We start from the raw sequence: 16,036 nt of genomic DNA on the forward strand, positions 1-16,036 counted from the left end.
AGTCTCAAGATTCGACGACGGCGACCCAACCACATCAGGTTGGGTCGCCGTCGTCGTTTCCGTCTTTTTCGGTAAGTCTCAGACGCGAGCGGATCTCCGACGCATCGACATCAGTGCCAGGCCGGCAACGCACAGAACGACTCCCGCCGCACCGATCGCCGCGAAGCCGGCTGAAGGGCCCACGTTATCGATGAAGATACCTGCCAGCGGCGCGCCGAGCGCTACCCCGGCCGTGAGGGCCGACCCATACCAGCCCATGGCCTCGCCGCGACGTTCCTCATCCACGAGGTCGGCCACCTTCTCCGACGATGCCGACAACACAGGAGCACAGAGCAATCCCGGAAGAAGCGACAGGAAGGCAAGGCTCCAGGTGTCCTGGGCAAAACCCATCGGAATGGTCAAGGCAGCCATGCCCAGCAGCAACAGCATGGGTGAGATCTGCCGCTTCATGGAACCGTAGATCAGCCCGCCAACAACTGACGCGGCGCACCAGAAGAAGAACACAATGCCGATCTGGTTCTGGTGGCCGCCCCGCTCCAGCAGGCCCACGATACTCACGTCCGAGCCGCTCAGGACCATGCCGGATCCGGCCGCCACGGCGAAGAGGGCAACAACGGAGACCGTAAACCAACTGAAGTTCCGGGCCACCTTGCTGCGGATAGCCGCCGTCCGGGAGGTGGCAGGCGCCATCTCCGAGGCCGCCTCCTGGACGTGGGCCGGAGCGGACGCCACCATGGCAGCCTCGGCGGCCGCCAGGTCTGCTGCAGCCCGATCGGCCGACTCCTTCGGTGTGCAGGCGACATCGCTTCGTGTTGGCGGGTTGAACCACATGAGGAAAAGCCCCGCCACGGAAACCGAGATGCCCACCGCGGTCAGCCCCAGCGCCGAAAAGCCGGCAGTGGCCACGACGGCGCCGACGGCCGGGCCGATCATGAAGACCAATTCGGTGGCGATGGAATCGAGGGCGAAGGCCGAACGGCGCTGCTCACCATCCACCATGACGCCCAACGACTGACGGACCACGCTGAAGATGGGGAGGGTGAAGAGCCCGCCAACAAAAACCAGGGGCAACAACCACTCATAGGAGACGTGCGGAACAATCGTCCAAATGACCGTTTCGGACACAACAGAAGGAATCAACGCCCGGCGCAGGCCCACGGTATCCACCCGGCGGCCACGCCACGGTGCGCCCACCGCAATGCCGATCGTCATGACGGCGGCAGCAGCGCCCGCTGCGGCGTATCCCTGCCCCAGGGTCAGGACAATGTGCAAGGTCAGGAGCACGCCGGCCGCCGAATGCGGAATGCGGGCAATCATGCCCACCACCAGCAAGCGCCGGACAGGGCGGATGGACAGCATCTCTTTATAGAGAGCGAAATTCACTGGCAAATCCTCTTGTTCCCCCGGGGCAGCCCGGAGGGACCGGTACTGCCGTTAGTGCCGCCCAGGCTCCTGTGCTGCACGCTGCAATTTCACTTCAACGGAGTCAACGCTTTCGGCAAACAACTCCATCCGCGCCCACGCTTCGTGCAGGCCACCAACCAGCGACTGGACGGCCGCGGCGTCAAGTCCATCCTCAAGGAAGAGCACCACCTGGAGTTCCGGGCCGGGGCCTCCGCCGGCGACTACGCTGCCATCCGCCGCCAACGAGGACACGCCACCGCCGGGCCGCGTCTCAAGACCGCGCACGGCCGGAAATTCCAGGGCTACTGAAGCGAGAGCAGACTCCAGTTGATCATCAAGGTATGACGGCGTCCAGTCCCGTTGCTGGGCCAAAGCCCACATTGCCGGCCGCCGCACCACGAACGTGTACGCCGAGCCGGGGTCCAGTACCAGCAGTTGGGCATCTTCCGATACCGCGGACAGGGCTGCCCGCGCCGCATAGACAGCTACCGGACGGGCTTCGGAATGCCACGCTTCCAGGGCCGCCGTGGACGTAAAGACGGGCATCGCAGTTCGGCCATCAGGGGCCTTGAGTGTGATCAAAGCCATATCGGCCTGCTTGTCCGCGTGCAAGCCTTCGACACCCTCAGCTTCCTCAGCGAGTTGCGCGACAACCGGAACAAAAACCCTGGCCGTGGCCAGTGATGCCACCACGTCGGCCTCGGTGCCGGTACCACTGACGAGCGCTGCAATAGCCGCGGTATAGCCGGGATCGGCCGTGCCGTCGTCGTCCTCGAAGTTGTGGATCTTGGCGTCATCCCCGCTGAGGCTTCGGCCGGCCCAAGGGCGGCCCGCTGAATCGCCCGCTCCTCCGGCACCTTTCAGAGCGGCCGCGATGTGCCCAGGAAGCTGACGCCCACCGTGGCCATGTTCATCGTGCTGGGGTCCTGCGTCGTGCGGCATCAGCGGCGACCGGCGACGTCCAGGGCCTCAGGCAACGTGAAAGCACCGGCATACAGGGCCTTGCCCACAATGGCCCCTTCGACGCCCAGCGGCACGAGTTCCCGCAGCACGCGGAGATCTTCGAGGCTCGAAATACCACCCGAGGCCACCACGGGCTTGCCCGTCTTCTCCACCATCTGGCGCAGCAACTCGACATTGGGGCCCTGCAATGTTCCGTCCTTGGTGACATCCGTGACCACGTAGCGGGCGCACCCGGCGTCCTCGAGGCGCGCCAGCACCTCCCAGAGGTCGCCACCCTCCTTGGTCCAGCCACGACCGGCGAGGGTGGTGCCACGGACATCAAGTCCGACGGCGATGTGGTCACCAAAGCGCTCGATGGCGCGACGGGTCCATTCCGGATTCTCCAGCGCGGCCGTGCCAAGGTTTACCCGCGCAACACCCAAATCCAGGGCCCGCTCCAACGACTCGTCGTCCCGCAAACCGCCGGACAACTCCACCTTGACGTTAAGCTGCGACACCACCTCGCTGATGAGTGCGGCGTTGTTTCCCCGACCGAAGGCGGCGTCCAGGTCCACCATGTGTACCCATTCAGCACCTGCCTCCTGCCAGTTCAAGGCAGCTTCGAGGGGCGTTCCATAGCTGGTTTCCGAACCCGCTTCGCCCTGCAGGAGGCGAACCGCCTGGCCATCGACAATATCGACGGCGGGAAGGAGTTCCAGAACGGACTGGGTGGAGGTGCTCATGAGTGTCCTTGAAATTGTGGGGGCGCGGATTAGTTACCGGGCAGCGTCAGGAGATAGGCAGCCAGCAGGGACATCCCTGCCAACACGTAGAAAGAAACTGAAACCCAGGTGGGCTTCTTCTGCTGATGGAAGGAAATTCCCCCTCCCACCAGCACACCGGCGAGGCCCATGAGGACAACCGACCACATCTAGGCGGCACCGCTTTCAGCGGTTTCCACCGTGGAGGCAGGCTTGCGGAGGCTGTCCACCCAGTTCCGGAGGAGCCGCGCTCCGGCGTCACCGGACTTTTCGGGGTGGAATTGGGTAGCGCAGAGGGGCCCGTTCTCGACGGCGGCGATGAAGCGGGCGCCGTGCTCGGACCACGTGACCATGGGAGGGGCCATGCGAGGCTGCACGACGTCGAAGTTCCACTCCTGGACACCGTAAGAGTGCACGAAGTAGAAGCGCTCCTGTTCAACGCCGGCGAAGAGCTTGGAGCCCTCCGGGACGTCCACAGTGTTCCACCCCATGTGCGGAACAACGGCCGCGGGAAGCAACTCCACCTTGCCGGGCCATTCGGCCATGCCCTCGGACTCCGTGCCGTGTTCAACACCGGCTTCGAAAAGGACCTGCAGGCCCACGCAGATGGCAAGCACGGGCCGGCCACCGGCCACCCGGCGACCAATCATGCGGATGGCATCGACGGCCTTGAGTTCCTTCATGACAGTCTCGTAGGCGCCAACACCGGGAACTACCAGGCCATCGGCGTTGAGAACGTCCTCGGGCTTGGCGCTCAACAGGACGTGGGCACCGGCGCGTTCCAGTGCGCGGACAGCGGAACGGACGTTGCCCGAGCCATAGTCCAGCACCGTTACGGTGGGCTTGCCTTCCGGTGATTCCGGCTTGATGGCGGCCACGGTGTCGGTGACAGCCCCGTCCTTCAGGACCTGGCCGCTCATAGCGCTCCCTTCGTGGAGGGGATTCCCTCGACCCTCGGATCAGATTCCACAGCAGCGCGCAGCGCCCGCGCGAACGCCTTGAACTGGGCCTCCACGATGTGGTGCGGGTCGCGCCCCGCCAGAACCCGCATGTGCAGGCAAATACCGGCGTGCAGGGTGATGGCTTCAAAAACGTGACGGGTCAGCGAACCCGTGAAGTGTCCGCCAATGAGGTGGTATTCCTGGCCCGCAGGCTCGCCGCCGTGCACCAGGTAAGGACGTCCCGAAACATCCACTACCGCGTGGGCCAGGGCTTCGTCCAAGGGAATGGTTGCCTCGCCGAAGCGACGGATTCCGGCCTTGTTGCCCAGCGCTGTCCGCAGGACCTCGCCGAAGGTGATTGCCACGTCCTCCACCGTGTGGTGGGCGTCGATGTGGGTATCCCCCGTAGCCTTGACGGTCATGTCAATCAGCGAATGCTTGCACAGCGCCGTCAACATGTGGTCGTAGAAGGGAACCGAGGTGCTGATGTCCGAGACACCGGAGCCGTCCAGGTTGATTTCCACCAGGACGGAAGATTCGCTGGTGGTGCGCTCCATGCGCGCGGTGCGGGCAGCGTTCGGCGTGGCGCCGGTTTCGCTCATTGGGACGTCCTTATACACGGAGGATGGGTTGGGTCTATTGACAAGTTTAGGCGGGCTGTGAAGCTTGGCCGTCCAAAAGGGCTTCCAAGGCAACCAAGAAGGCTGTGGTTTCCGGCTCGGTCCCAGCCGTCACCCGCAAGTGGCCCGGGATCCCTACGTCGCGGATCAGCACTCCGGCATCGAGCAAACCCTGCCAGATGGCGTGCGGGTCCTCGAGACCGCCGAAGAAGACGTAATTGGAGTCCGATGCGGCAGGCTTGAGCCCCATCCGGAGCAACTCGGTGACAATGCGGTCGCGTTGCACTTTGATGTCCTCGACATCGGCCATCAGCGCTTCCCTGTGGCTCAGCGCCGCGAGGGCGGTTGCCTGGGTAATCGCCGAGAGGTGGTACGGAAGCCGGACCAGCCTGATCGCGTCCGTAACCTCCGGGGCAGCAGCCATGTAACCCAGCCGGGCGCCGGCCAAGGCAAAAGCCTTGCTCATGGTGCGCGAGACGATCAGCCGTTCACGGCCGGGCAGCAGCGTCAGCGCGCTGGGCGTGTTGTCGTGCGCAAACTCGTGGTAGGCCTCATCAACGATCACGATCGCTTGGCTCGCTTCACCGGCTTCGTAGACCGCCTCAACGACGTCCAGTCCGAGCCCCGTCCCGGTGGGGTTGTTCGGAGAGCACAGGAAGACGATGTTGGCGCCGGTCTCCCGGACCTGGGCGGCGGCCGATTGCGCGTCCAGTCCGTAGTCGTCGGCCCGGACTCCGCGCAGGTACTCAGTATCCGTGCCGCTGGCCAGCAGCGGGTACATGGAATACGTGGGAGGGAAACCCAGCGCCTTACGGCCGGGTCCACCAAATGCCTGGAGTATCTGCTGCAGGACTTCGTTTGATCCGTTGGCCGCCCAAATGTTGTCCCGGGAAAGGCCGTGGCCCAGGTACTCGGCCAGGGACTCGCGGAGTTCCGTGAACTCGCGGTCGGGGTAGCGGTTCAAACCAGTGGCGGCGGCGGCAACGGCCTCGGTGATGGCGGCCTGCACATCCGCGGGGACTCCATGGGTGTTCTCGTTGACGTTCAGCAAAACGGGGACTTCAAGCTGCGGTGCGCCGTAGGGGCTCAATCCACGCAGGTTGGTCCGGAGGGGAAGTCGGTCAAGTCGTTCAAGCTGCTCACTCACTACGTCAGTTTAAGGGGCCGCTGCGACTGCAAACTAACTGTGACGCCGCGCCACCTCCGTTTCGGGGCGGCAGCCGACACTTAGTTGGCGGGTACGTAAAGCTGCTGACCGGGCTGGATACGGCCGCCACGAAGATCATTGAGCTGGATGATTTCCGAAATGACGTCGCGGGGATCCCGTTCAGGAGCTGCCGCACCGGCGATACCCCACAGGGACTGGCCGGGCTGGACTGTGACAGTGACCGCGACCGGCGGCCGAAGCTCGGCCTGTGAGTCGGAGGCCTTCGCAGGGGAGGTAATGAAACCGGCAAGGCTCAACAGCGCAGCCGCCAGCAGCATGGCGGGAATGCCGAAGAAAACGATCCGCCCCCGCCGGGTCAGACGCAGGCGGGCGGGTGCCTGGGTGGTGCGGAAATCAGCGAACGTAGTGATTGCGGACATGAGCTGAGCCCTTCTGAGCTATTGCCACCGAGCCGGATTCCCGGTACGTGGCTGCCAATTCTTGGTGTTCCCTTCCGCCAACCCCCGGCGTTCGAACACTTTCTTCGAACATCGGGCCCCAGCGTCAGGTTTATAGAACACATATTCGAACCTTGCTAAGACATTTTTAGCACTTATCAACGAACGGTGTCGAGACTCGCTAGAACAAATGTTTGATAAACGCCTTTGGCTGCCCTACGTTTGAGTGAAGAAACAGCACTGTTTCAGTGGAACAGGAGGGTCTGACATTTTTGCAGGCCCGACATCCCCGGACACGCTCCGGGGACGGAATGGAAAGGCATTGGCGAACATGGCAGCGAAAGCCACAGGCGGCGGGGTACCCCTGCGGAGCCAACAGCCTCAAAAGAGCCCCAAGAGCCTGACCGTCCGTCAGAAGAAGATCCTGGAGACCATCCAGAGGTCCGTGAACGACAACGGCTATCCGCCCAGCATGCGCGAGATCGGCGACACCGTCGGCCTTGCCAGCCTCTCGAGCGTCACCCACCAGCTGTCCCAATTGGAAAAGCTCGGGTACCTCCGCCGCGATCCGAAGCGGCCGCGTGCCATGGAAGTCCTGATGCCCTTGACCCTCGACGGCGGTCCCATCCCCGGGGTCGAGGCGCCCACGGCACTCCGCAGCACTGGCGGACTCGCTGTGACGGAACTGGCCAGCGCCAGCGACACCGCCATGGTTCCGTTGGTAGGCCGCATCGCTGCAGGTGGTCCCATCCTGGCCGACCAGACCGTGGAGGACGTACTCCCCCTCCCGCGGCAGCTCGTGGGGCATGGCGAATTGTTCATGCTGAAGGTCGCCGGCGACTCCATGATTGACGCGGCCATCTGCGACGGTGACTGGGTGGTGGTGCGGCGCCAGAACGACGCCATCAACGGAGACATCGTGGCCGCGCTCCTGGACGACGAGGCAACCGTCAAAACGTTCCGGCAGCGCGACGGCCACACGTGGCTGCTCCCCCAGAACACCCAGTACGAGCCCATCCTTGGCGATCAAGCCACCATCATGGGCAAGGTCGTCTCGGTCCTGCGCTCCCTCTAGCCTCCTGAGGCCTTTAGGAGGCCTTCGCGGACCCCAGCCGCTCAAGGACGCCGCGTACTACCTTGCGGTCGGTTGTAGCCCAGAAGGGCGGCAGCGCGGCCCTGAGGAACCCACCGTAACGTTCTGTGGAAAGCCTGGAATCCAGTACCGCCACCACACCCTTGTCACCCGTTGAACGGATGAGGCGTCCGGCCCCCTGCGCCAGCCGAATGGCTGCGTGGGTGGCCGATACGGCCATGAAGCCGTTTCCGCCGGACTGGGCGACTGCCCGTGAACGGGCGGTCATCAGGGGATCGTCGGGGCGCGGGAACGGAATACGGTCTATGACAACCAGCCGGCAGGAACCGCCTGGAACGTCCACACCTTGCCACAGGGACATGGTGCCGAAAAGGCAGGTGTCCGGTTCGTCTGCGAACTGCTTGACCAACGCCGCCATGGTGGACTCCCCCTGGCAAAGGATGTCCACGTCGAGGCGGAGCCGCATGGCATCGGCTGCTTCCTCGGCGGCCCTCCGTGAGGAAAACAGGCATAGCGCTCCCCCACCCGAGGCCCGGATCAGGTCTTCCAGCTCGTCGAGGGCCTCTGGTGATGTTCCGCGGCCTGGCTTGGGCAGGTGCTTGGCCACATAGAGCACGCCCTGCTTGGGATAGTCGAACGGCGACCCAACATCGATCCCCGTCCAGCTCGGGGCCCCGTCCCCGATCAACCCCAACCCGCCGGCGGCCGGTTCAAAGGCCGAGCCTATGGCCAGCGTCGCGGAGGTGAGGACCACTGTGTGGCCGGCAAAAAGTCCGTCACGCAAACGGCCCGCGACGCTCAACGGTGCAATGTTAATGAGAGCGGGTGCTGTTTCATCAGGCTGCGAGTAGCCCTGTTGGGGGTCGAAGTTGCTGTTTCGCGAGAACCACACAACTTCCCGGTTCTCCTTGGCGGCGAGCATGCGTTCGCACAATTCCAGGATGAGCATGAGCCGTGAGCGCGCCAGCTGCCGTCCGCCGTCGACCGCGTTTGAAGAGTCGGTCTTCGAATCGGACAGTGCCGCGCGCGTGGCATCCCGCAACTGGTCCAGGCAGTCGAGCTGTTCGTCGTTGAGCCCGTTGGGCAACAGGCCGTTGGGCACGCCTGCGATGGCCATATCCAGCCGGTCCGCCGCGGCGTTGAGGGCATCCACCGTGATGGCCGTGTGCTTGCGCGCACTGGACGCTGCGGCATGGACCATGGCCACTGAGAGCTGGCCGGATACCGCTCCGGTGACACGGTCCTGTAGTTCGTGGGCTTCGTCGACGACCACGACGTCGTACTCGGGGAGCACGGCCAAGCCCTCAAAGGCACTCACGGCCAGCATCGCGTGATTGGTGACGACGACGTCGGCCTCAGCCGCCCGGGACCGCGCCAGTTCGCTGAAGCATTCCTCAGCCAACGGGCATTTCTGCGCGCCGAGGCACTCCATGGACGTGACCGAAACCTGCCGCCACGCACGGTCGGTGACTCCCGGCATGAGTTCGTCGCGATCACCGGTGGATGTCTTTTCGGCCCACTCGCGAAGCCGGACCACTTCCTTGCCGAGCTGCGATTGCGGCCCGCCCATGGAGGCAGTGAAGTGCGGAACGCTTGTGTCCTCACCCAGGGAGAACAGTTGCCCTTCGGAGGGCTCCTCGCTGGGGAAGCCGCCCTCAAGTTTCTGCCGGCAGACATAGTTTGCCCGGCCCTTCACCAAGGCCACGTTGACGGGGCGTTCAAGGGCGGGGTTAAGGCTCTCCAACAGCCGGGGAAGGTCGCGGCCGACAATCTGGGTTTGCAATGCCAAGGTGGCGGTGGACACGAGGGTTGGTTTGTTGCTGTCCATCGAATGCGCGATCAACGGAATCAGGTACGCCAACGACTTACCTGTTCCGGTCCCCGCTTGGACGAGCAAATGCTCCCCGGTCTCGATCGCCCGGGCAACGTGTTTTGCCATCTCGTGCTGGCCGGCACGGCTTTGTCCGCCCATGCCGGCAACAGCCCGGTCCAACAATTCGAGAGTGGCCTTTTCGCCCACCGACTCAACGGCGTCCGCCGCCACCTTCTCAACCATTGCTGACGAATGACTCCAGTTCGGCTGCGAGTCCTTCGCGGACCATGACAACCACACGCGTCCCGGATTCCTCGTGGTCAAGGCTCAGGATTTCCGAGTCGGAGCTGTGCAGCTTGCTGATCATGTCGCCGCGGTCGTAGGGAATGAGCAACTCAAGGCGCACACCCGGCCGCGGAATGGACCGGCTGATGTCCTCCAGCAATTCCGCGATGCCCTGGCCTGTACGGGTGGAAACCACGGCATGGCGGGGCTCCTTCTGCTTCAGGCGCTCCACGACGAAGGGATCGGCTACATCCACCTTGTTCAGGACGATGATCTCCGGGACCTTGCGCGCATCCACTTCGGTGAAGACTGCCCGCACCGCGGCGATCTGTCCCTCGGGATCCGGGTGGGAAGCGTCGACGACATGCAGGATCAGGTCCGCATCCGCCACTTCCTCCAGCGTGGACCTGAAGGCCTCGATCAGCTGGGTGGGCAGCGAACGGACAAACCCCACGGTGTCGGCGAGGGTGTACCCGATGCCATCCGGAGTCTGCGCCTTGCGGACGGTGGGATCCAGCGTGGCGAACAGGGCGTTCTCCACCAGGACACCGGCGTCGGTCAGGCGGTTCAGCAGCGAGGACTTACCTGCGTTGGTGTACCCGGCGATAGCGACGGACGGAACGGCATTACGACGGCGGTTGGCACGTTTGGTCTCGCGCGCCGGCTTCATCGCGGCGATTTCACGCCGAAGCTTGGCCATTCGCGTGCGGATTCGACGACGGTCCAGCTCGATCTTGGTTTCACCAGGACCACGTGAACCCATGCCTGCTCCGGCACCACCCACCTGGCCACCTGCCTGGCGGGACATGGAATCGCCCCAACCACGAAGACGCGGAAGGAGGTATTCCAGCTGGGCCAACTCAACCTGGGCCTTGCCTTCGCGGCTCTTGGCATGCTGGGCGAAGATGTCCAGGATCAGTGTGGTGCGATCCACCACCTTGACCTTGACGATGTCTTCCAGGCCGCGTCGCTGCGAAGGTGCCAGTTCCGTGTCAACCACCACGGTGTCGGCGCCCGTCGCTGCCACGATGTCCTTTAGCTCCTGGGCCTTGCCTGATCCAAGGAAAGTCCCTGGGTCCGGCTTGGTGCGGCGCTGTACCAAGCCATCCAGCACCTCCGAGCCTGCGGTCTCAGCCAAAGCAGCGAGTTCGCGCAGCGAGTTCTCTGCATCGGCGAGCGTTCCCTCGGTCCAGAGGCCGGCGAGCACGACGCGCTCAAGGCGCAACTGCCGGTACTCAACCTCAGTGACGTCTTCGAGTTCCGTGGAAAGCCCGGCGGTACGACGCAGGGCACGGCGTTCAGCCAGATCTTCCTGGTCGCCGTCGTAAATGCTGTGTTCCTGGTCCAGCGTGGAGATCGCCTGCGCCTTGCCAAACACACTGTTGGCATCGTTGTCGCTGGATGCCTGCGCAGGTACATCCTTGGAAAGAATCCGGTCGATGACGGCCTGGATTTGTTCAGGACTCATGTCCTGGGCGTCGGAATCGGATCCGGAGTGCTTCTGGGTGGTCATGGTCTCCTTAGACTGTTCGGCTATTCCAGAATAGTGCTGTTTGCTGTTTGATGGGGCGCTATTCGCGCTGGGCTGACGGGCTTGGGCCAAAGGGGCCTCCTGTGTGCTGGGCGGCCACGCCTCAAAGGCAGTGGTGGCCGCTGCGATTCAACGGAAAAGGATCCGCAGGAAGGTCCAGGGCAACCAAGGAAAGGGACATCCGTTCTTCTGGCCAGCCGGCGTCAGCGGTGGCGGAGAGTAACGGGTGGTGTGATCTTCGGAGCGCCGGTCGACTGCGTCATGCAGTGGACTGACATTGCCATGTGGGACCTGCCGGGCGGAAAGGCCATGCGGTTGGCTCGGAGCCAAGCTGGCCTGCGTCGCGGGCGGTACCGGGTTTCGGCAGATTACTCGAAGATCAGGAACATGACTTCCACATTAGCAGCCAGTGTCAACCCACCTGTGGGATGCGGCAGTTTCCCATGACGCCGTCAGCCCACTAATCTGGCAAATTATGGAGTCTGCACACTATTTCACTGCCCAGCCAGCTGGACCCTTCACCCGCAAACCCCTCACGGTGGAGCTCGCCGGCGCTACACGCCAACTGCAGACCTCCTCTGGCATCTTCAGCCCCGACGGCGTGGACAAGGGCACGGCGATCCTCTTTTCCGAGGTTCCGCCGCCGTCACCGCAAGGCAACCTGCTGGATATCGGCTGCGGATGGGGTCCCATAGCCCTGACCCTCGGCTTGAAGGCCCCGCATGCACGTGTTTACGCCGTGGACGTGAATGAGCGATGCGTGACGTTGACCAACGAGAATGCTGCGGCGCTGGGTCTCGGCAACGTCACTGCCAGCCTTCCCGACCAGGTGGATCCTGCCGTCGAGTTCGACACCATATGGTCGAATCCGCCGATTCGCATCGGCAAAGAAGAACTTCACTCGCTGCTTTTGACGTGGCTCCCGCGCCTCGCACCAGGCGGAAACGCCTGGCTGGTGGTCCAGAAGAACCTGGGGTCGGACTCGCTCCAACGCTGGCTTGCCAACGAGCTGGACGGCACCTTCACAGTTTCCCGCGAGAGCACGTCCAAGTCCTTCAGGGTCATCAGGGTCAGGAAAGCGTCCCAGTAGCTACGATCACGGCGGGGCCGCTGAGCTCTACGTGCTCGCGGCCGCCGGCGCCTGGGAAGAACTTCACCCCGACGACGCCGCCCGGTACGTTGACATGCCAATCGTTCGGTGCCGTGCTTCCTGCCCAGTGACGAATGGCCACAGCTGCGGCGCAGGCGCCCGTGCCGCACGACTGGGTCTCCCCCACGCCACGTTCGTGGACGCGCATGGTGATGGTTCCCACGCCGTCTTCAACCAGGGGCTCGGCGGGAACGACGAATTCTACGTTGGTTCCGTTGGCAGGCTTGGGATCCACCACCGGAGGCTTGAACAGTTGCGTGGCCGCCAGCTCGCTGAGCTCCGCCAGGGCTACCACTGTGTGCGGATTTCCCATGCTGACGGACAGGCCCGGCCGGGCGACTTCAAGGCCGTCGGCGCTGACCAGCGCATCCATGGCTTTGCTGGTTGCTTCCCGCGGGAAAATGAACTCCCAGGGCCCCATGTCCACGGCGTAACCCGTGGCAGTGCGCACCACCTTCTTGACGCCGCCACGGGTGCCAATGGTCAGGGTCTCGCCTGGGCCCAGTTCCACCAGTTTTTCGGCGATGAGGAAATGAACGAAGACACGCACCCCGTTGCCGCACATCTCTGACAGGGAACCGTCGCCGTTGCGGTAGTCCATGAACCACTCTGCGGCCGGGTCCTGCTCTAGCATGGCGCGGCCCTCGGGAAGGAACCGTGAGGGCACCGCACGGATGAGGCCATCTCCCCCGACACCAAGGTGCCGGTCGCATAGCTGGGCAACCTGTTCCGGAGTGATCTCGTGGGCGTCGCCCGGGTCAGCGATAAGGACGAAGTCATTACCCGTTCCGTGGCCCTTGGAAAACGCCAGCCCGGACAGGCTGGGGGCGGTCACAGCGGCGCCGGCAGCTGCTGGCTGCTGGGCGGAAAGGGAAGCGGTTTCATCCATGGGTCTAGGCTACCTGCCACGGCTCGTCGGCCCGAAATTGCGGGAGTCAGGCCGCAGCTGCCGCCTTGGCTACGAGCTGGGGGTCCTGCCAGTCCAACCAGGTGATCCGCGGATCCGCGCGGAACCAGGTCAGCTGGCGCCTGGCGAACTGCCGCGTAGCGACGATGGTCTCTTCAGCGGCAGCGGCGACATCAGCCTCGCCGTCGAGCACTTTCAGGAACTGTGCGTACCCCAGTGCCCGGGAAGCCGTCTTGCCCTTCCGCAGCCCGGCGGCGTCGAGGCGTGCAACTTCTTCCTGCAGCCCGGATTCAACCATTCGATGCACCCTTTGGGCGAGCCGTTCCCGGAGGACCTCCCGGTCCACTGAGAGGCCGATTTGGATGGCAGGCCGGAAGTACTCGCGTTGGGGCATGAAGGAGCTGAAAGGCCGGCCGGTTATCTGGTGGACCTCAAGTGCGCGGATCACGCGTCGGGCATCGCCCAGCCGGGCCGCAGAAACGGGATCAACTTCTTCCAGCCTGGTCCGCAGCGGCGCCAACCCGTGGGTTTCGCATTCCTGCTCGAGTTCCTTCCGAACCAGTGGATCGGTCCCTGGGAATTCCAGGACGTCCAGCGCCGCCCGGACGTAGAGTCCGGAACCGCCCACGAGGATGGCGCGTTTGCCCCGGGAATGGATCTCCTGGATGGCAGCGCGGCACTCCGCCTGGAAGTCCGCAACGCTGGCCTCCTCGGTGACATCCATGGTGTCAAGAAGGTGATGGGGAACGCCTTTGCGTTCTTCCACAGTGATCTTGGCCGTTCCGATGTCCATGCCCCGATAGAACTGCAGGGCATCTGCGTTGATCACTTCACCGTCCAAGGCCAACGCAAGATTGACCCCGAGATCCGATTTGCCGGAGCCGGTGGGGCCAACGACGGCGATGACGGGAGGGTGCGGTTCAGCGCTGGAGGTGGACACGTCGCGTTGCCCGGCGCTAGGAGCGGCGCACGGGCAGCGTGGGCATGCCCAGCGATACGCCGCCCTTGCCGGGAGCTGCCCCGGGTGCCGGGACGCCGCAGGAATCTGCCTGTGCCCTGTCCCAGGCATCGCCCGCACGGGACCGGCGCAGAAGGTAGTCTCCCGCGGTGGCTGGGTCCGCCACGAGGTGGAAGGCCGCGGCTTCGGTGATAGTCACAGTGACGAAGTCACCGGGACGCGGGGTTTCAGCACCCGCTGGGACAGAGAAGTGGACCAGCCGCTGATCCTTGGAACGACCCGACAAACGATGCGTTTCCCCGGCTTTGCGACCGGACTGGGCCGTCACCAGAATTTCGACCTGACGGCCGAGTTGGCTTGCGTTCTCTTCTGCCGCAATGCGGTCCTGGAGGGCGGTGAGGCGTTCGAACCGCTCCTGGACAACCGCCTTGGGGAGCTGGTCCGGCAAATCGGCAGCAGGTGTACCGGGGCGCTTGGAGTACTGGAAGGTGAACGCCGACGAAAAGCGTGACTTTTCCACGACATCCAGCGTCGCCTGGAAGTCTTCTTCCGTTTCGCCGGGGAAGCCAACGATGATGTCGGTGGTGATCGCGGCGTTCGGGATGCGCTCCCTGACCTTGTCCAGGATTCCGAGGAATTTGCTGGAACGATAGGAACGGCGCATGTCCTTGAGGACCTTGTCCGAGCCGGATTGCAGCGGCATGTGCAGCTGCGGCATGACGTTAGGTGTCTCAGCCATGGCGTCAATGACGTCGTCGGTGAAAGCAGCGGGGTGGGGGCTGGTGAAACGGACGCGCTCCAGCCCTTCAATGTCGCCGCAGGCCCTGAGCAGTTTGGAGAACGCCTGCCGGTCGCCGAACTCCACCCCGTACGAGTTCACATTCTGCCCAAGCAACGTCACTTCAACTGCGCCATCGTCCACCAGTGCCTGGATCTCGGCGAGGATCTCGCCGGGACGGCGGTCCTTTTCCTTGCCTCGGAGTGAGGGAACGATGCAGAACGTGCAGGTGTTGTTGCAACCGACGGAGATGGACACCCAGCCGGAGTACACCGAGTCCCTCTTGGTGGGGAGCGTCGAAGGGAACACATCCAACGATTCGAGGATCTCGAGCTGTGCCTCATTGTTATGACGAGCACGGTTCAGCAGTGCCGGAAGGGCACCAACGTTGTGGGTGCCGAAGACAGCGTCCACCCATGGCGCCTTCTTGACGATGGTTTCGCGGTCCTTCTGGGCCAGGCAACCACCAACGGCGATCTGCATCCCCGGGTGCGCTTCCTTGACCTGCCGCAGCTGGCCCAGGTTGCCGTAAAGCTTGTTATCCGCGTTTTCCCGCACAGCGCAGGTGTTGAAAACCACGACGTCGGCTATGTCACCGTCCGCTGGTACATAGCCCGCGTCTTCGAGGAGCCCTGCCATCCGCTCGGAATCGTGGACGTTCATCTGGCAGCCAAAAGTCCGGACCTGGTATGTCCGTGGCATGGCAGAAGGAGTGGCGGAAGCTGTTGGGGAAGGAATGGTCAAACTCACTACTCAAGGGTACCGGCTTCTGCCAGCACCTCACCGACGATCCTGAAAGCCAGGGAAGGCGCGTAGCCCTTGCGTGCGAGCATCGAGGCCAGGCGGCGTGTGTACTTGTCCCGTTCCGCGCGATCGGCCAGGTCCATGCCAGGCCGGAGCTTGCGTTGAACGAGCTCACGGGCTGCCAGTTCCTCATCCTGATCGCTCAGCTGGGACAGTGCTTCCTCTGCGTCCTCCAGCTCAATGCCTTTGTCCGAAAGTTCACGACGAAGTGCACCCTTGGCCAGCTTCTTGCTTTGCGATCGGCTGCGGACCCACATCCGGGCGAACTCCGCGTCGTCGATCAGCTGAACCTCTTCGAACCGATCCAGGACTGCCTCCGCCACATCCTCAGGAACGTTGCGCTCGGCGAGCTTCCGGGACAGCTGCAGCCGGCTCCGCGGCGCCATCGTCAATTGCCTCAGGACGATGGCACGCGCCACGGATTCAGGATCTGGTTCGGGATCA

The 16,036-nt window shown here is 63.8% G+C and carries 16 protein-coding genes; 2 read left to right on the forward strand and 14 right to left on the reverse strand.

The annotated features are described in order from the left end of the window. Positions 1–78: 78 nt before the first annotated feature. The 8 genes from AC5RU9_RS12225 to AC5RU9_RS12260 all read right to left on the reverse strand — a co-directional run bounded on the left by AC5RU9_RS12225 (position 79) and on the right by AC5RU9_RS12260 (position 6,255). The gene (locus AC5RU9_RS12225; RefSeq protein WP_494016666.1) at positions 79–1,383 is read right to left on the reverse strand and encodes an MFS transporter; all 1,305 of its coding nucleotides are present in this window, start codon (positions 1,381–1,383) and stop codon (positions 79–81) included. Between the two features lie 51 nt (positions 1,384–1,434). Continuing rightward, the gene (locus AC5RU9_RS12230; protein WP_494016667.1) at positions 1,435–2,346 is read right to left on the reverse strand and encodes an SseB family protein; all 912 of its coding nucleotides are present in this window, start codon (positions 2,344–2,346) and stop codon (positions 1,435–1,437) included. Further along, a complete protein-coding gene (gene priA / locus AC5RU9_RS12235) occupies positions 2,346–3,089 on the reverse strand; it encodes a bifunctional 1-(5-phosphoribosyl)-5-((5-phosphoribosylamino)methylideneamino)imidazole-4-carboxamide isomerase/phosphoribosylanthranilate isomerase PriA (RefSeq protein ID WP_494016668.1) in 744 nt (247 codons plus the stop codon). Before priA ends, AC5RU9_RS12230 begins: the two co-directional genes overlap by 1 nt. A gap of 29 nt (positions 3,090–3,118) precedes the next feature. Continuing rightward, positions 3,119–3,259 (reverse strand): hypothetical protein, encoded by a 141-nt coding sequence (locus AC5RU9_RS12240; protein WP_211711912.1) that lies wholly within the window; start codon positions 3,257–3,259, stop codon positions 3,119–3,121. 18 nt (positions 3,260–3,277) lie between these two features. Beyond that, a complete protein-coding gene (gene hisH, locus AC5RU9_RS12245; protein WP_494016669.1) occupies positions 3,278–4,027 on the reverse strand; it encodes an imidazole glycerol phosphate synthase subunit HisH in 750 nt (249 codons plus the stop codon). Further along, positions 4,024–4,650 (reverse strand): imidazoleglycerol-phosphate dehydratase HisB, encoded by a 627-nt coding sequence (hisB, locus tag AC5RU9_RS12250; RefSeq protein WP_494016670.1) that lies wholly within the window; start codon positions 4,648–4,650, stop codon positions 4,024–4,026. Before hisB ends, hisH begins: the two co-directional genes overlap by 4 nt. Before the next feature lie 46 nt (positions 4,651–4,696). Continuing rightward, a complete protein-coding gene (locus AC5RU9_RS12255; RefSeq protein WP_494016671.1) occupies positions 4,697–5,815 on the reverse strand; it encodes a histidinol-phosphate transaminase in 1,119 nt (372 codons plus the stop codon). Positions 5,816–5,895: 80 nt separating this feature from the next. Further along, positions 5,896–6,255 carry a LysM peptidoglycan-binding domain-containing protein gene (locus AC5RU9_RS12260; protein WP_494016672.1) on the reverse strand — a complete coding sequence of 120 codons (360 nt, stop codon included), beginning with the start codon at positions 6,253–6,255 and terminating at the stop codon, positions 5,896–5,898. A 349-nt stretch (positions 6,256–6,604) separates the two neighbouring features. On the opposite strand from AC5RU9_RS12260, the gene lexA reads away from it, so the two are divergent. Beyond that, entirely contained in the window at positions 6,605–7,348 is a 744-nt protein-coding gene (gene lexA / locus AC5RU9_RS12265; protein WP_211711865.1) for a transcriptional repressor LexA, read from the forward strand. A gap of 13 nt (positions 7,349–7,361) precedes the next feature. On the opposite strand, the gene AC5RU9_RS12270 is transcribed toward lexA, so the two are convergent. Together AC5RU9_RS12270 and hflX are read right to left on the reverse strand one after the other, a co-directional pair. Then, positions 7,362–9,422, reverse strand: a complete 2,061-nt coding sequence (locus tag AC5RU9_RS12270) for an ATP-dependent DNA helicase (protein WP_494016673.1) — start codon at positions 9,420–9,422, stop codon at positions 7,362–7,364. Next, positions 9,415–10,977, reverse strand: a complete 1,563-nt coding sequence (gene hflX, locus AC5RU9_RS12275; RefSeq protein WP_494016674.1) for a GTPase HflX — start codon at positions 10,975–10,977, stop codon at positions 9,415–9,417. Before hflX ends, AC5RU9_RS12270 begins: the two co-directional genes overlap by 8 nt. 493 nt (positions 10,978–11,470) lie before the next feature. Between hflX and AC5RU9_RS12280 the strand changes: the two genes are divergently transcribed. Continuing rightward, on the forward strand, positions 11,471–12,085 hold the full coding sequence (locus tag AC5RU9_RS12280) for a class I SAM-dependent methyltransferase (RefSeq protein WP_494016675.1): 615 nt from the start codon (positions 11,471–11,473) through the stop codon (positions 12,083–12,085). On the opposite strand, the gene dapF is transcribed toward AC5RU9_RS12280, so the two are convergent. The 4 genes from dapF to AC5RU9_RS12300 are packed head-to-tail and all read right to left on the reverse strand — an operon-like array spanning position 12,066 to position 16,011. Beyond that, positions 12,066–13,034: a diaminopimelate epimerase gene (dapF, locus tag AC5RU9_RS12285; RefSeq protein WP_211711861.1), complete on the reverse strand. Its 969-nt coding sequence runs from the start codon at positions 13,032–13,034 to the stop codon at positions 12,066–12,068. The genes AC5RU9_RS12280 and dapF overlap by 20 nt on opposite strands. A gap of 46 nt (positions 13,035–13,080) precedes the next feature. Next, a complete protein-coding gene (miaA, locus tag AC5RU9_RS12290) occupies positions 13,081–13,992 on the reverse strand; it encodes a tRNA (adenosine(37)-N6)-dimethylallyltransferase MiaA (RefSeq protein WP_494016676.1) in 912 nt (303 codons plus the stop codon). 16 nt (positions 13,993–14,008) lie between these two features. After that, positions 14,009–15,538, reverse strand: a complete 1,530-nt coding sequence (gene miaB, locus AC5RU9_RS12295) for a tRNA (N6-isopentenyl adenosine(37)-C2)-methylthiotransferase MiaB (protein ID WP_494016677.1) — start codon at positions 15,536–15,538, stop codon at positions 14,009–14,011. Beyond that, positions 15,538–16,011, reverse strand: coding sequence for a regulatory protein RecX (locus AC5RU9_RS12300; protein WP_397334684.1), 474 nt, complete (start codon positions 16,009–16,011; stop codon positions 15,538–15,540). Before AC5RU9_RS12300 ends, miaB begins: the two co-directional genes overlap by 1 nt. Positions 16,012–16,036 lie beyond the last annotated feature (25 nt).

This window comes from Arthrobacter sp. B0316-5-4 (assembly GCF_059090325.1).

Bases quoted from the DNA above. Each gene is read 5' to 3' on its own strand.
- AC5RU9_RS12230 (WP_494016667.1), bottom strand. From the start codon at position 2,346: ATGCCGCACGACGCAGGACCCCAGCACGATGAACATGGCCACGGTGGG.
- priA (WP_494016668.1), bottom strand. From the start codon at position 3,089: ATGAGCACCTCCACCCAGTCCGTTCTGGAACTCCTTCCCGCCGTCGAT.
- AC5RU9_RS12240 (WP_211711912.1), bottom strand. From the start codon at position 3,259: ATGGGCCTCGCCGGTGTGCTGGTGGGAGGGGGAATTTCCTTCCATCAG.
- hisH (WP_494016669.1), bottom strand. From the start codon at position 4,027: ATGAGCGGCCAGGTCCTGAAGGACGGGGCTGTCACCGACACCGTGGCC.
- hisB (WP_494016670.1), bottom strand. From the start codon at position 4,650: ATGAGCGAAACCGGCGCCACGCCGAACGCTGCCCGCACCGCGCGCATG.
- AC5RU9_RS12260 (WP_494016672.1), bottom strand. From the start codon at position 6,255: ATGTCCGCAATCACTACGTTCGCTGATTTCCGCACCACCCAGGCACCC.
- lexA (WP_211711865.1), top strand. From the start codon at position 6,605: ATGGCAGCGAAAGCCACAGGCGGCGGGGTACCCCTGCGGAGCCAACAG.
- AC5RU9_RS12270 (WP_494016673.1), bottom strand. From the start codon at position 9,422: ATGGTTGAGAAGGTGGCGGCGGACGCCGTTGAGTCGGTGGGCGAAAAG.
- hflX (WP_494016674.1), bottom strand. From the start codon at position 10,977: ATGACCACCCAGAAGCACTCCGGATCCGATTCCGACGCCCAGGACATG.
- AC5RU9_RS12280 (WP_494016675.1), top strand. From the start codon at position 11,471: ATGGAGTCTGCACACTATTTCACTGCCCAGCCAGCTGGACCCTTCACC.
- dapF (WP_211711861.1), bottom strand. From the start codon at position 13,034: ATGGATGAAACCGCTTCCCTTTCCGCCCAGCAGCCAGCAGCTGCCGGC.